General features: G+C 69.1%; 11 protein-coding genes and 2 pseudogenes. 6 read left to right on the top strand and 7 right to left on the bottom strand.

Annotated elements, in window-relative coordinates:
• The first annotated feature begins 99 nt into the window (after positions 1-99).
• From OG407_RS19775 to OG407_RS19760, 4 genes are all read left to right on the top strand, one after another.
• Entirely contained in the window at positions 100-1,257 is a 1,158-nt protein-coding gene (locus OG407_RS19775; RefSeq protein ID WP_328683223.1) for a Gfo/Idh/MocA family oxidoreductase, read from the top strand.
• Positions 1,254-2,408, top strand: a complete 1,155-nt coding sequence (locus OG407_RS19770; RefSeq protein ID WP_405859763.1) for a dihydrodipicolinate synthase family protein — start codon at positions 1,254-1,256, stop codon at positions 2,406-2,408. The genes OG407_RS19775 and OG407_RS19770 overlap by 4 nt, the downstream gene beginning before the upstream one ends.
• Positions 2,409-2,443: 35 nt before the next feature.
• Positions 2,444-3,244, top strand: a complete 801-nt coding sequence (locus OG407_RS19765) for a sugar phosphate isomerase/epimerase family protein (RefSeq protein WP_405868503.1) — start codon at positions 2,444-2,446, stop codon at positions 3,242-3,244.
• A 271-nt stretch (positions 3,245-3,515) separates the two neighbouring features.
• Positions 3,516-3,875 (top strand): hypothetical protein, encoded by a 360-nt coding sequence (locus OG407_RS19760; protein WP_405859761.1) that lies wholly within the window; start codon positions 3,516-3,518, stop codon positions 3,873-3,875.
• Positions 3,876-4,015: 140 nt separating this feature from the next.
• Here the strand turns inward: OG407_RS19760 and OG407_RS19755 are convergent, their stop codons facing one another.
• The 7 genes and pseudogenes from OG407_RS19755 to OG407_RS19725 form a co-directional block, all read right to left on the bottom strand.
• Positions 4,016-4,396, bottom strand: coding sequence for a DUF937 domain-containing protein (locus tag OG407_RS19755; protein WP_405859759.1), 381 nt, complete (start codon positions 4,394-4,396; stop codon positions 4,016-4,018).
• Between the two features lie 244 nt (positions 4,397-4,640).
• Positions 4,641-5,033 carry a D-ribose pyranase gene (gene rbsD, locus OG407_RS19750; protein ID WP_405859757.1) on the bottom strand — a complete coding sequence of 131 codons (393 nt, stop codon included), beginning with the start codon at positions 5,031-5,033 and terminating at the stop codon, positions 4,641-4,643.
• Entirely contained in the window at positions 5,030-5,932 is a 903-nt protein-coding gene (locus OG407_RS19745) for a ribokinase (RefSeq protein WP_405859755.1), read from the bottom strand. The genes rbsD and OG407_RS19745 overlap by 4 nt, the downstream gene beginning before the upstream one ends.
• A 48-nt stretch (positions 5,933-5,980) precedes the next feature.
• Positions 5,981-7,933 carry a substrate-binding domain-containing protein gene (locus tag OG407_RS19740; RefSeq protein WP_403588264.1) on the bottom strand — a complete coding sequence of 651 codons (1,953 nt, stop codon included), beginning with the start codon at positions 7,931-7,933 and terminating at the stop codon, positions 5,981-5,983.
• Positions 7,923-9,476, bottom strand: a complete 1,554-nt coding sequence (locus tag OG407_RS19735) for a sugar ABC transporter ATP-binding protein (RefSeq protein ID WP_405859752.1) — start codon at positions 9,474-9,476, stop codon at positions 7,923-7,925. The genes OG407_RS19740 and OG407_RS19735 overlap by 11 nt, the downstream gene beginning before the upstream one ends.
• Complete coding sequence (locus OG407_RS19730) at positions 9,473-10,525, bottom strand: LacI family DNA-binding transcriptional regulator (protein WP_405859750.1); 1,053 nt, start codon at positions 10,523-10,525, stop codon at positions 9,473-9,475. The genes OG407_RS19735 and OG407_RS19730 overlap by 4 nt, the downstream gene beginning before the upstream one ends.
• 275 nt (positions 10,526-10,800) lie before the next feature.
• Positions 10,801-11,161 (bottom strand): annotated as a pseudogene (locus tag OG407_RS19725) (ATP-binding protein).
• 78 nt (positions 11,162-11,239) lie between these two features.
• Between OG407_RS19725 and OG407_RS19720 the strand changes: the two are divergent.
• Positions 11,240-11,710: pseudogene (locus tag OG407_RS19720) on the top strand (Scr1 family TA system antitoxin-like transcriptional regulator); the annotation flags it as partial.
• Between the two features lie 63 nt (positions 11,711-11,773).
• Entirely contained in the window at positions 11,774-14,080 is a 2,307-nt protein-coding gene (locus OG407_RS19715) for an ATP-dependent RecD-like DNA helicase (protein WP_405859748.1), read from the top strand.
• The last annotated feature ends 69 nt before the right edge of the window (positions 14,081-14,149 follow it).

Below are 14,149 nucleotides of genomic sequence, written 5' to 3'. Positions count from 1 at the left end.
GGGCAAAGGCTAGCTTCTGCATATATAGAAAGCGCTTGCTGCAATCCTGGGACATGCGCTGAGACATGCGTCGAGACGCATGTGGACGAAGGGGAACACGTGACACGCAAGACGGTGCGTATCGCCATGAACGGCGTGACCGGGCGCATGGGCTACCGACAGCACCTCGTCCGCTCGATCCTCGCACTGCGCGAGCAGGGTGGTCTAGACCTCGGCGACGGTACGGTTCTGTGGCCGGAACCGATCCTCGTGGGCCGCCGCGAGCACGCGCTGAAGGCGCTTGCCGAGCAGCACGGGCTGGACCCCGCGAACGTCTCCACGGACGTCGACGCGGTCCTCGCCGACCCGACCGTCGAGATCTACTTCGACGCCCAGGTCACCTCGGCCCGTGAGGAGGCGCTCAAGAAGGCCATCGCGGCGGGCAAGCACATCTACACCGAGAAGCCGACGGCCACCGACTTCGACGGCGCCCTCGAACTGGCCCGTCTCGCCGACGCCGCCGGCATCAAGCACGGCGTCGTCCAGGACAAGCTGTTCCTGCCGGGCCTGCTGAAGCTCAAGCGGCTCATCGACGGCGGCTTCTTCGGCCGGATCCTGTCCATCCGGGGCGAGTTCGGCTACTGGGTCTTCGAGGGCGACTGGCAGAGCGCCCAGCGCCCGTCGTGGAACTACCGCTCGGAGGACGGCGGCGGCATCGTCGTCGACATGTTCCCGCACTGGGAGTACGTCCTCCACGAGCTGTTCGGCCGCGTCAAGTCCGTCCAGGCCATCGCGACCACCCACATCCCGCAGCGCTGGGACGAGAACGGCAAGCCCTACGACGCCACCGCCGACGACGCCGCCTACGGCATCTTCGAACTCGACAGCGGCGCCATCGCCCAGATCAACTCCTCCTGGGCCGTCCGCGTCAACCGCGACGAACTCGTCGAGTTCCAGGTCGACGGCACGGAGGGGTCGGCCGTCGCCGGGCTGCGCAACTGCCGTGCCCAGCACCGCAGTTCCACCCCCAAGCCGGTCTGGAACCCGGACCTCCCCGCCACCGAGGTCTTCCGCGACCAGTGGCAGGAAGTCCCCGACAACACCGACTTCGACAACGGCTTCAAGGCCCAGTGGGAGCTGTTCCTCCGCCACGTCTACGCCGACGCCCCCTACCACTGGGACCTCCTGGCCGGCGCCCGCGGTGTCCAACTCGCCGAGCTGGGCCTGAAGTCGTCCGCCGAGGGCCGCCGCTTCGACGTACCGGAGATCACCCTGTGACCATCCAACTCCCGGACACCAGTGGGGTCTTGAGGGCGTACGAGCCCCGACAGGAACCCTTCGCCGTCGCCTCCGGCACCCCCTTCACCTCTCGTACGGTGTTCTCGGCGGCGCACGTCGTCGCCGACCCGTTCGCCGACACGAGCCCCGACTCGGCCGCCGCCGTCGACTGGGACGCCACCCTCGCCTTCCGCCGCCACCTCTGGTCGCACGGGCTCGGTGTCGCCGAGGCGATGGACACCGCCCAGCGCGGCATGGGCCTGGACTGGGCGGGCGCGGCCGAACTGATCCGCCGAAGTGCCGCCGAGGCCAGGGCGGTCGGCGGCCGTATCGCCTGCGGCGTCGGCACCGACCAGCTCACCGGCCCGGCGTCCCTGGCCGACGTACAGGCCGCGTACGAGGAGCAGTTGGCGCTCGTCGAGGCGTCGGGCGCGCAGGCCATCCTGATGGCGTCCCGCGCGCTCGCGGCCGTGGCGAAGGGCCCCGAGGACTACCTGGAGGTCTACGGCCACCTGCTCCGCCAGGCGTCCGAACCGGTCGTCCTGCACTGGCTGGGCCCCATGTTCGACCCGGCACTTGAGGGTTACTGGGGCTCGTCCGACCTCGACGCGGCCACGGACACGTTCCTCGAAGTCATCGCCGCGCACCCCGACAAGGTCGACGGCATCAAGGTGTCGCTCCTGGAGGCTCAGCGGGAGATCGACATCCGGCGCCGACTGCCGCAGGGCGTGCGCTGCTACACCGGCGACGACTTCAACTACCCCGAGCTGATCGCGGGCGACGACCAGGGCTTCAGCCACGCCCTGCTCGGCATCTTCGACCCGCTCGGTCCGCTGGCGGCGGAGGCGGTCCGCGTCCTGGACACCGGGAACGCGGCCGGATTCCGTGAACTCCTCGACCCGACAGTCGAGTTGTCCCGTCACCTCTTCCAGACCCCCACCCGCTTCTACAAGACGGGCGTGGTGTTCCTGGCCTGGCTCGCGGGCCACCAGGCGAACTTCACGATGGTCGGCGGCCTCCAATCGGCCCGCTCCCTCCCGCACTTCGCCCGCGCCTACGAACTCGCCGACGGCCTGGGCCTGTTCCCCGACCCGAAGCTCGCGGAGGAACGGATGAAGAACCTGCTCGCCTTGTACGGAGTGACCCAGTGAGCAATCCCGAGTTGGCGCGCTTCTCCATCAACCAGATGACGGTCAAGCAGCTGTCGATGCCCGAACTGGTCGACGCCTGCCTGGAGTTGGGTGTCCCCGGCGTCGGCCTCTGGCGCGAGCCCGTTCAGTCGTACGGCCTGGCGGAGACCGCGAAGCTGGTCCGCGACGCGGGGCTCACGGTGACAACGTTGTGCAGGGGTGGCTTCTTCACGGCGCTCGACCCGGCCGAGCGCGCCCGAGCCCTCGACGACAACCGCCAAGCCGTGGACGAGGCCGCCACCCTCGGCACGGACACCCTCGTGCTGGTGTCCGGCGGTCTCCCCGCCGGTTCCAAGGACCTGCACGGCGCGCGGGAGCGGATCGCCGACGCGCTGGGGGAGTTGGGGCCCTACGCGGAGGAACGGGGTGTGCGGCTGGCCATCGAGCCGCTGCACCCCATGTTCGCCTCCGACCGCTGCGTGGTCTCGACCCTCACCCAGGCCCTCGACCTCGCCGAGCGCTTCCCCGCCCAGCAGGTCGGCGTCACGGTGGACACGTACCACATCTGGTGGGACGACCGGGCGCCCGAGCAGATCGCCCGGGCGGGCGCGGGCGGCCGTATCCACACCTTCCAACTCGCCGACTGGACCACCCCGTTGCCCGAGGGCGTGCTCAACGGCCGCGGGCAGATCGGCGACGGCGCGATCGACATGCGGGAGTGGCTGTCGTACGTCGAGGCCGCCGGATACACCGGTCCCATCGAGGTCGAACTGTTCAACGACGGGTTGTGGGCGCGGGACGGCCGCGAGGTGCTGGCGGAGACGGCGGCACGCTTCGTGGAGCACGTGATCCGGTAGCCGGAATGTGAGAGTCACCTTCACACAGCTCGTTTTTATAAATGCAGATCAGGGTCCGTGCGGTGCGCGCTATTCCTGTGACTAGCCTGTCGATTTAGGTTTTTCGGAGCTTTTCGGAACCGTATCTCCCCAGGTCATGTCTGTAGGATCGTGCTCGCCGCGGGGCCGGGAGAAAGACCGGAAGCGCGGCCTTCCGGGCTTTCTCCTGTATGAGAGAAGCCTGAGAGGTGCATAAGAGAAGTAATTCGAGAAACAAAACAAGGAGTTATCTGTGAACGTGCGTATCGCCGCCGTATCCGTGGTCTCCGCCGCGCTCGTCGCCGTCGGCGCCACCTCCGCCGTCGCCGCGCCCGCCCCGGCGCCCGCGGCCATCACCCTCAAGGCCAACCACACCGCGGTGAAGCTCGGCGACGTGGTGACCTTCACCGGCAAGACCGCCGGTCTGAAGGAGGGCAGCAAGGTGACGCTCCAGGTGAAGAGCGGTGCGACGTGGAAGTCCCTGCCCGTGACCGCGAAGGTCGGCCACGGCGCCTACAAGCTGACCGACAAGTTCCAGAAGAAGGGCGTCGAGGTCCTGCGCGTCAAGGACGGCGTCGCCGTGTCCAAGGCGGTCTCGGTCACCGTCCGCTGACGCCGACCGCACCCCTGACACACCCCTGAGCCCTGCCCCACCCCGTTCGATCCGGGGTGGGGCAGGAGGTCAGGAGTATGCCGTACCGACCTGCCGACACCCGCACCGCACGGGTTACTTCTTCGGCTTACTTCCTCGGCCTACCTCTTCTTCGCCGCCCGCTTCGTGAGCACCGCGAGCACGGCCGGGATCAGCATCTCGACGACCCGTGCCACGGTCGCCGGCGGCAGCCCCGTCCTCTTGGCCACCGCGTTCGCCACGGGCCTGGCCGCCTTCGCGAGCACCCCGGCCATCAGCCCGCCCGTCGCGAAACCGCCGAGCGTCGCCACGCCCTGGAGCGGAGCCTCGCGGGGCGTCTCCGCGGCCGCCGCCTCACCGGACAGGGCCGACGCGGTCGTACCGACCACGTCCCGGGCGCCCGCCTCATCCGTGCCCAGCAGGCCGGCGATCTCCTGGACCTTGTCGCCGCCCAGCTCGTCGAGGATGTCGTCGTGGAAGGTCGTAGCAGAGTCTTCGGTCATGCCTGAAACGCTACGTCCGCCCCAATTTGTCGGCGCCTCGAACCCGTCTTGAAGATTTCTCAAGATGTCGTACAACCCTCCCCGTAGTCCGTGGGTCGTACTTGGCATCAGGACTCTTGGAGGGGGATCCGGGGGGATCGCGGGGGTCCTGATGCTGGAGGGGAAAACCCGAGGGGGCACGGTCGACGGACCGGGCCCCCTCGAATTTGAGAATGTGACACATGACCCCCCAAGTGTCACATTTCTAGAAGAACACCCCGCACCGCAGCAGCACGTTCGCGTACGGCCGCGCCTCGCCCGTCCGTACGATCAGCCGCGCGTCCGCCGACAGCTCCTTGAGCCGCTCGTGGGAGACGAGGTCCAGGCCGTCGGGGAAGCGGGCGTCGAGCAGGGCCGTGGCCGCGCGGTTGGCGCCGCGCACCTCGCTCGCCGCCGTCGCGCCCTCCACGACCAGCTCGGCCAGCAGCCCGTCCAGCACCTCCGCGAACGACGGCACCCCGGCCCGGAACGCCAGGTCCACGACCCGGGGCCCCTTGGGGATCGGCATCCCGGCGTCGCACACCAGCACCCCGTCCCCGTGCCCCAACTCAGCCAGCGCGCCGGAGAGATGACGGTTGAGAATCCCTGCCTTCTTCACAGCGCGGCGACCTCGTCCGCCATGGGGAAGGAGTCCTGCGCACCCTTACGGGTCACGGCGACCGCCCCGACCCTGGCCGCGTACTCCGCCGCCTCGGCCAGCGACAACCCCGCACCCAGCTTCCACGCCAGCGCCGCGGTGAACGCGTCGCCCGCGCCCGTCGTGTCCACGGCGTCCACCTTCACGGACGGCACCCGGGTGACCCCCTCCCGCGAGGCCACCAGCGCACCCTCCGCGCCCAGCGTCACGACCACCGAACGCGGCCCCTTCGCCAGCAGGATCCGCGCCCAGTCCTCCGGCCGCTCGCTCACACACGCGTCCCCGAGGATCACCTTCGCCTCGTGCTCGTTGACGATCAACGGGTCGCAGGCGGCCAGGACTTCGGCCGGGAGCGGCCGGGGCGGCGACGGGTTCAGCACGAAGCGGCTGCCGTCCGCGAGACTCCGTACGACCTCCACGACCGTCTCCAGCGGGATCTCCAGCTGTACGGAGACCACCCGGGCGGCCTGGAAGAGGCACCCGGCGGCCTGGACGTCCACGGGGAACAGCTTTCCGTTGGCGCCGGGCGACACCACGATGCTGTTGTCGCCGGACGGGTCGACCGTGATCAGCGCGACCCCGGTCGGTGCACCGCCGACCAGCACGCCCACCGTGTCGACCCCGGCGGCCCGCTGCGAGTCGAGCAGCAGCCGGCCGTGCGCGTCGTCGCCGACCCGGGCCAGCAGGACCGTACGGGCTCCCAGCCGGGCGGCGGCGACCGCCTGGTTGGCGCCCTTGCCGCCGGGGTGGACGGTCAGGTCGGAACCGAGGACCGTCTCGCCGGCGCCCGGCCGCCGCTCGACGCCGATCACGAGGTCGGCGTTGGCCGATCCCACGACCAGGAGGTCGTAGTCGTACATCAATTGACTCCCCACAGTGGTGACTTGGAGTGGTGGCCCCGGTCCTCGTCAGCCGGTGAACCCGGCCACATTCTCCTTGGTGACGACCTTGACCGGCACCTTGACCGTCGACTCGACCTTCTTGCCCTGAGCGGCGCGCAGCGCGTTGTCCACGGCGATCTTGCCGAGCTGGGACGGCTGTTGGGCGACGGACGCGTACAGCGTGCCCTGCTTGACGGCGGTCAGGCCGTCCGGCGTGCCGTCGAATCCGACGACCGAGACCGACTTGCCGGCCTTGGAGCCGAGTGCCTTGATCGCGCCGAGCGCCATCTCGTCGTTGGCGGCGATGACGCCCTGGACGTCGGGGTGCGCCTGGAGGAGGTTCGACATCACGTCGAGGCCCTTGGTGCGGTCGAAGTCGGCCGGCTGCTGGGCGACGACCTGGATGCCGGGGTAGGCCTTCAGCCCCTTGGCGAAGCCCTCCGCCCGCTCGCGCGCCGCCGAAGTGCCCGCCTGCCCCTGGAGGATGACGATCTTGCCGCTGCCGCCCAGCTTCTCGGCGACGGTCTTGGCGGCGAGTTCACCGCCTACGACGTTGTCGGACGCGACCAGCGTGTCCACGGCCGCCTTGTTGACGCCCCGGTCGACGGCGATGACCGGGATCTTCGCCTTGTCGGCGGCCTTCACGGAGTTGCTCGCCGCGTCCGAGTCCACCGGGTTGACGATGATCGCGCCGTAGTTCGAACTGGTGAAGTTCTGCAGCTGGTTGGCCTGCTGGGAGGCGTCGTTCTGCGCGTCCGTGACGGTCAGGTCCAGGCCCAGCTTCTTCGCCTCGGCCTGCGCGCCCGACCGGATCTGCACGAAGAACGGGTTGTTGAGCGTGGAGAGCGACAGACCGAGCTTGGGCTTCGACGTCGTGGAGGAGTCGTTGTGCAGGAAGGAGGTGGCACCGACGATCGCGATGGTGACGACCGCCGCGAGCGCGTACGTGGTCGCCTGCCTGCCCTTGCTGCCACCGCCACCGCCCGCACCGGAGGCGGGAGTTGCCCCCGCCTTGCGGCGCACGGTGTCGAGCAGGACCGCCAGCGCGATCACGACACCGATGACGACCTGCTGCCAAAACGCCGACACGGAAAGGAGGTTGAGGCCGTTGCGCAGCACCGCGAGGATCAGCGCGCCGATGAGCGTGCCGGACGCCTTGCCGGTGCCGCCCGCGAGGGAGGCGCCGCCGATGACGACCGCGGCGATCGCGTCCAGCTCGTAACCGTCGGCGGCCTGCGGCTGCGCGGAGGAGAGCCGGGAGGCGAGGACGATGCCCGCGGCGGCGGCGAAGACACCGGACAGGGCGTAGATCGCGAGCTTCTGCTTGGAGACGCGCAACCCCGAGAGGCGCGCGGCCTCTTCGTTGCCGCCGATCGCGTACATCGAGCGGCCGATGTAGGTCCGCCCGAGGATGAAGGCGGCGATCAGCCCCATCACGATCATCACCAGGACCGGCACCGGCAGCCAGCCGCCGAGCGTGTCACCGAGGTGCGAGACCGAGTCCGGGAAGGCGATCGGGGAACCCTGCGAGATCACCAGCGACAGCCCGCGCGCCACCGACAGCATCGCCAACGTCGCGATGAACGGCGGCAGTTTGCCGTAGGCGATGAGGAAACCGTTGACGAGACCGGCCGCGATACCCGTGGCGATCGCGAGGACGACGGCGAGGAAGACCGGGACGCCGTGCTGCGTGGCGCTCCAGGCCAGCACGGTGGCCGACAGGGCCGCCACCGAACCGACCGACAGGTCGATGCCCGCCGAGACGATCACGAAGGTGACGCCGAAGGCGAGGATGGCGGTCACGGCCGCCTGGACACCGACGTTGAGGAGATTGTCGGTGGTCAGGAAGTCGCCGGACAGCGCCGACATGGCGATGACCAGGACGATGAGCGCGGTCAACGCCCCGTTGTCCAGGAGCAGTCGGCGGATCCCCGAGGCGCCACTCGCGCCCGGCGTGCTCTTGAGCGTGTCAGTGGCCACGGTGGCCCTCCACAGCGGTAGTTGCTTGAGCGGTAGTTGCTTGGGTCGGTGTGCTGGGTGTGCTGACGGCGAGTGCCATCACGGAGTCCTGCGTGGCCTGTTCGGCGGAGAGTTCGCCCGCGATACGCCCCTGGGCCATCACGAGCACCCGGTCACTCATACCGAGAACTTCGGGCAGATCACTGGAGATCATGAGCACGGCGGCACCACCGGCGGTGAGCTGGTTGATCAGCTGATAGATCTCGACCTTGGCGCCGACGTCGATGCCGCGCGTCGGCTCGTCGAGGATCAGCACCTTGGTGTCGGCGAGGAGCCACTTGCCGATGACGACCTTCTGTTGGTTGCCACCGGACAACGTGCGCACCTGCTGGCCGAGTCCGGCCATCCGCACGCCGAGCTGCTTCGCGATCCGCGCGGCGGCCTCGCGCTGCCCCTTGAGGTCGACAAGCCCACCCTTGGTGGCGGCCCGCATGGTGACGAGCCCGAGGTTCTCCTCCACGGACTGGTCGAGGACGAGCCCCTGCCCCTTACGGTCCTCGGGCACGAGCCCGATCCCGGCAGCCATGGCCGCGTTGACGTCATGCTTGGGGACGAGTCCACCGGAGACGGTGACCACCCCCTGGTCGTACGGGTCGGCCCCGAAGACAGCCCGTACGACTTCGGTACGACCGGCCCCGACGAGCCCGGCGATACCGACGACCTCACCGGCCCGCACCTCGAAGCTGATGTCGTGGAAGACCCCGTCCCGGGTGAGCCCCTCGACGGAGAGCAACGCGGCGCCGGTGTCCGGCCGTTCACGCGGATACTGCTGCTCGATCGACCGCCCCACCATGAGCCGTACGAGCTCGTCCTCGGGGGTGGAGGCAGGCACCTGCCCCACACTCTTCCCGTCCCGGATGACGGTGACGCGGTCCCCGAGGGCGGCGATCTCCTCCAGGTGATGGGTGATGAAGACGATCCCGACCCCGTCAGCGCGCAGTTGACGCACGATGGAGAACAGCTTCTCGACCTCTTCAGAGGTGAGGACGGCGGTCGGCTCGTCCATGATCAGCACGCGCGCGTCGAGACTGAGCGCCTTCGCGATCTCGACCATCTGGAGCCGCGCGATACCGAGTTCACGCACCCGAGCGCGCGGCGAGACATTCACACCCACCCGCTCCAGCAGAACGGCGGCATCGGCCTCCATCCGCTTCCGGTCGATCATCCCGAGGCGACGCGGCTGCCGCCCCAGAAAGATGTTCTCGGCGACCGTCAGATCGGGAACGAGGTTGAACTCCTGGTAGATGGTGGCGATCCCGAGCCGCGCGGAGTCCTGCGCACTGTGGATGCGCACCTCCTCACCGGCGGCCAGAATGCGACCGCCGTCGGGGCGATAGGCGCCGGAGAGCATCTTGATGAGGGTGCTCTTGCCCGCACCGTTCTCACCGAGCAGCACATGGACCTCACCCCGACGCAGATCGAAGTCGACGCCGTCCAGCGCGACGACACCGGGGAAGGTCTTGCGGATGCCCTCGATGCGCAGCAACTCGTCCTGGTTGCTCACGACTGGCTCCTTCGAACGGGTTGAACTGGGGCAGTTCCAACAGGGGGTTGCGCGGAGTCCGGCTCCCCGCACGAGCGGCGCACGACGAGCCGCGCGGGAAGGGTGACGGACTGCGGAGCCCGCCCCTCGATCCGGTCGACCAGAGCGCGCACGGCGGCCCGCCCCAGGTCACCCGTCGGCTGAGCGATCGCGGTGATCGGCGGATCGGTGTGTACGAACCACCGGATGTCGTCGAACGCGGCCAGCGCGAGATCCTCCGGAACGCGAAGCCCACGCGCGCGTACGGCGTCGAGTGCGCCCAGGGCCATCAGATTGTCGGCGGCGAAGACAACTTCCGGCGGCTCGACCAGATCGAGAAACCCTTCGGTCACCCGCCGCCCGCTCTCGACCTGGAAGTCGCCCTGCCCGATGTAGGCGTCGGGGAGCGGAATCCCGTACTCGCCGAGCGCGTCCCGGAAGGCGGCGACGCGCTCACTGCCGGTGGTGGTGGCTGCGGGGCCGGCGATGATGGCGAGCCTGCGATGCCCGAGCCCGTGCAGATGCGCGACGAGATCCCTGATCGCGGCCCGCCCGTCGGCCCGCACGACGGGCACGTCCAGGCCCGGGATCCACCGGTCCACGAACACCATCGGGGTCCCCGCGCGGGCGGCGTCCAGCATGCCGGGGGAGCCGCCGTCGGTGGGCGACACGAGCAGTCCGTCGATACGACGGTCCAGCAGCGTCCGCACGTGGTGGTCCTGCAGCTCCGGCCGCTCGTCGGCGTTACCGATGATGACGCTGTACCCGAGCGCGCGGGCCTCCTCCTCGACGGAGCGGGCCAGCTCGGTGAAGTACGGGTTGAGCACGTCGCTGATGACCAGCCCGAGGGTGCGGGTCTGATCGGTACGCAGCGACCGGGCGACGGCGTTCGGGCGATAACCCAGCGCCGCTACGGCGGCCAGCACGCGGGTACGCGCGTCGTCACTGACCGACGGATGGTCGTTCAGCACCCGCGACACCGTGGCCACGGAGACCCCGGCCTCGGCGGCGACGTCCTTGATGCTCGCCATCGCCGTTCCACCTCCTCGTGGAATCGATTACATGGAGGATTGGAATCGATTACATGCGAGTAAACAAGGGGGTGTGACCGAATTGTGATGTACGGCGGCGCGCTTGCTCGCGGGGTGGGTGTTCTGGGGGTGATGCGCGAGGATCCTCGGCGCCGGGAGGGGATGTGGCCTGGTGAATGTGACACTTCGCCCTGAAGTGTCACATTCTTGCGGGGAGACTCCCGCTGGGACGGCTGGGGTCGCGCCGCCCGAGCTCGAAGACCCCGGCGGCCACCTCAAGCCGCGGCAGGCTCACACCACACGAGCTTCCCCCGCCTGCCGTTCCGGGACAGTGGCTGCCGGCCCCACTGGTCGGCACAGGCCCGGACCGGCGCGAGACCGCGCCCGTCCTCCGAGTCGCCGAGTTCCTCCAACGACCGTGGCGGCTCAGGCGGTTCGGGGTCGGCGTCCGACGCCCCGAGCCGCAGCACCCCCGCCGACCAGCTCCGTCGCAAGGAGTTCGGCGGTGTCGGCCGGCCGGATCAGACCGTGCACGGCGAGGATCAGCCGGAGGGTGCGACGACTGACGGTGACCGCACGCAGGTCTTTCGGGACGTAGAGGCAGCACTCCCAGGGCACGGTTGAGCTTTCTGGCATGCGTCAACTCCGGTTCGGTGGCGAGGGGTTGGAGATGGCCGGCGGTGGCTCTGCCGCGGCCGTCATGACAGGACGGGAGTGAGCGAGCAGCGGCTGCGTCGCCTGGCATTCCACTACGCCTGTACGGACGCGGAGTTCGTCGACGCTCTGGTCGCGGTGGCCACCGACCGGACACGCGGCTGGTGGGAGGAGTACCGAGGTTCGCTGCCCACACCGTTCCTCGACCTCGCCGAGTTGGAACATCACGCCGGCTACCGCTGGGACGTGGACTTCCTGCACATCCCGGGACTCCTGTTTCCGACGAGCGAGGTGGAGAGCTGGGTGGAACATCGGATGAAGCGCAGAGTCATCATCGAGCGCCCCGACCCGATCGCGTACGAGACGGTGATCCACGAGGCGGCCCTGCGCATCCGGGTCGGTGATCAGATCACGGCGCGGGCCCAACTCACCCGTGTCCTGGAACTCTCCGAAGCCGAACACGTCACCGTGCGCGTCATCCCCTTCGATCTGAACGGTTTCGGCGGGGCCGGAAGTGCCTTCATAGAAGCCCTGAAGCAGCACCCCCACCCCTGACCCCACCCCCCTGTCATACCCGCCCGGTACCGTCGACCCATGTCCAACCAGGCGGCAAAACCGGGGACCCCCACAGGCGAGCGACACCTCGCCGTCCTCGAAGGCGTCCTGGAGCGCATCACCTACGCCAACGAGGAGAACGGCTACACGGTCGCCCGCGTCGACACCGGCCGAGGCGGCGGCGATCTCCTCACCGTCGTAGGCGCGCTGCTCGGCGCCCAGGCCGGTGAATCCCTGCGCATGGAGGGCCGTTGGGGCTCGCACCCCCAATACGGCAAGCAGTTCACCGTCGAGAACTACACGACCCTCCTCCCCGCCACGATCCAGGGCATCCGGCGCTACCTCGGCTCAGGCCTCGTCAAGGGCATCGGCCCCGTCTTCGCCGACCGCATCACCCAGCACTTCGGCCTGGACACCCTGCAGATCATCGAGGACGAGCCCAAGCGCCTCATCGAGGTCCCGGGGCTCGGGCCCAAGCGGACCAAGAAGATCGCCGACGCCTGGGAGGAGCAGAAGGCGATCAAGGAGGTCATGCTCTTCCTCCAGACCGTCGAGGTGTCCACGTCGATCGCGGTCCGCATCTACAAGAAGTACGGCGACGCCTCGATCTCCGTCGTCAAGAACCAGCCGTACCGCCTCGCCTCCGACGTCTGGGGCATCGGCTTCCTCACCGCCGACAAGATCGCCCAGTCCGTCGGCATCCCGCACGACAGCCCGGAGCGCGTCAAGGCGGGCCTCCAGTACGCCCTTTCGCAGGCCACCGACCAGGGCAACTGCTACCTCCCCGAAGAACGGCTCATCGCCGACGCGGTGAAGCTCCTCCAGGTCGACACCGGCCTCGTCATCGAGTGCCTCGCCGAACTCGCGCTCCCGGACGAGGAGTCGGGCGACCCCGGTGTCGTACGGGAGAAGGTTCCCGGTCCCGACGGCAGCCCCGACCCCGTCACCGCCGTCTACCTCGTCCCCTTCCACCGCGCCGAACTCTCCCTCGCCGCCCAGCTCCGCCGCCTGCTGCACACGACCGCGGACCGCATGCCCGGCTTCCACGACGTGGCCTGGGACAAGGCGCTGGGATGGCTCAAGGGGCGTACCGGCGTAGAACTCGCCCCCGAGCAAGAGGCCGCCGTCAAGCTCGCGTTGACCGAGAAAGTCGCCGTCCTCACCGGTGGTCCCGGCTGCGGAAAGTCCTTCACGGTCCGCTCGATCGTCGAGCTGGCCCGCGCCAAGAAGGCCAAGGTCGTCCTCGCCGCCCCCACCGGCCGCGCCGCCAAACGCCTCGCCGAACTCACCGGCGCCGAGGCCTCAACTGTCCACCGCCTCCTCGAACTCAAGCCCGGCGGCGACGCGGCCTACGACAAGGACCGCCCCCTGGACGCCGACCTGGTGGTCGTCGACGAGGCATCCATGCTCGACCTCCTCCTGGCCAACAAGCTGGTCAAGGCCGTGCCCCCGGGGGCCCACATCCTCTTCGTCGGAGACGTGGACCAACTCCCCAGCGTCGGCGCCGGCGAGGTGCTGCGCGACCTGCTGGCCGACGGCGGTCCGATCCCCGCCGTACGCCTCACGCGCGTGTTCCGCCAGGCCCAGCAGTCCGGCGTGATCACCAACGCGCACCGGATCAACTCCGGCCAACACCCCGTCACCGACGGCATGAAGGACTTCTTCCTCTTCGTCGAGGACGACACGGAGGAGACCGGCCGGCTCACCGTGGACGTGGCGGCGCGGCGGATTCCGGCCAAGTTCGGGCTCGACCCGCGCCGGGACGTACAGGTCCTCGCGCCCATGCACCGGGGACCGGCGGGCGCGGGCAACCTCAACGGACTGCTGCAACAGGCGATCACGCCCGGCCGCCCCGACGTCCCCGAGAAGCGGTTCGGCGGCCGGGTCTTCCGCGTCGGCGACAAGGTCACCCAGATCCGCAACAACTACGACAAGGGTGAGAACGGCGTCTTCAACGGCACGGTGGGCGTCGTCACCTCACTCGACCCGGTGGACCAGCGCCTCACGGTGCTGACGGACGAGGACGAGGAAGTGCCGTACGAATTCGACGAACTCGACGAGCTGGCGCACGCGTACGCGGTGACCATCCACCGCTCCCAGGGCAGCGAGTACCCGGCCGTCGTGATCCCGGTCACCACGGGCGCGTGGATGATGCTCCAGCGGAACCTCTTGTATACGGCCGTCACCCGGGCCAAACAGCTGGTTGTGCTGGTCGGATCCCGCAAGGCGATCGGACAGGCCGTGCGTACGGTGTCGGCGGGACGACGCTGCACGGCACTGGACTTCAGACTGAGCATGAAAAATGATCGATCAAATGAGTCGGGAAGGTCACACAGCACTTCCTGATAGCGGGGTGGAGGGGGCAGGATGAGCAGGTTGGCGGCACTGAGTGCCGCCAATAGGCCCAATGGTCGA

The sequence above is a fragment of the Streptomyces sp. NBC_01515 genome (assembly GCF_045040345.1).
Taxonomy (GTDB): domain Bacteria; phylum Actinomycetota; class Actinomycetes; order Streptomycetales; family Streptomycetaceae; genus Streptomyces.
The sequence above is the reverse complement of the archived record's forward strand: the minus strand, read 5'-3'. Positions and strand labels throughout refer to the sequence as shown.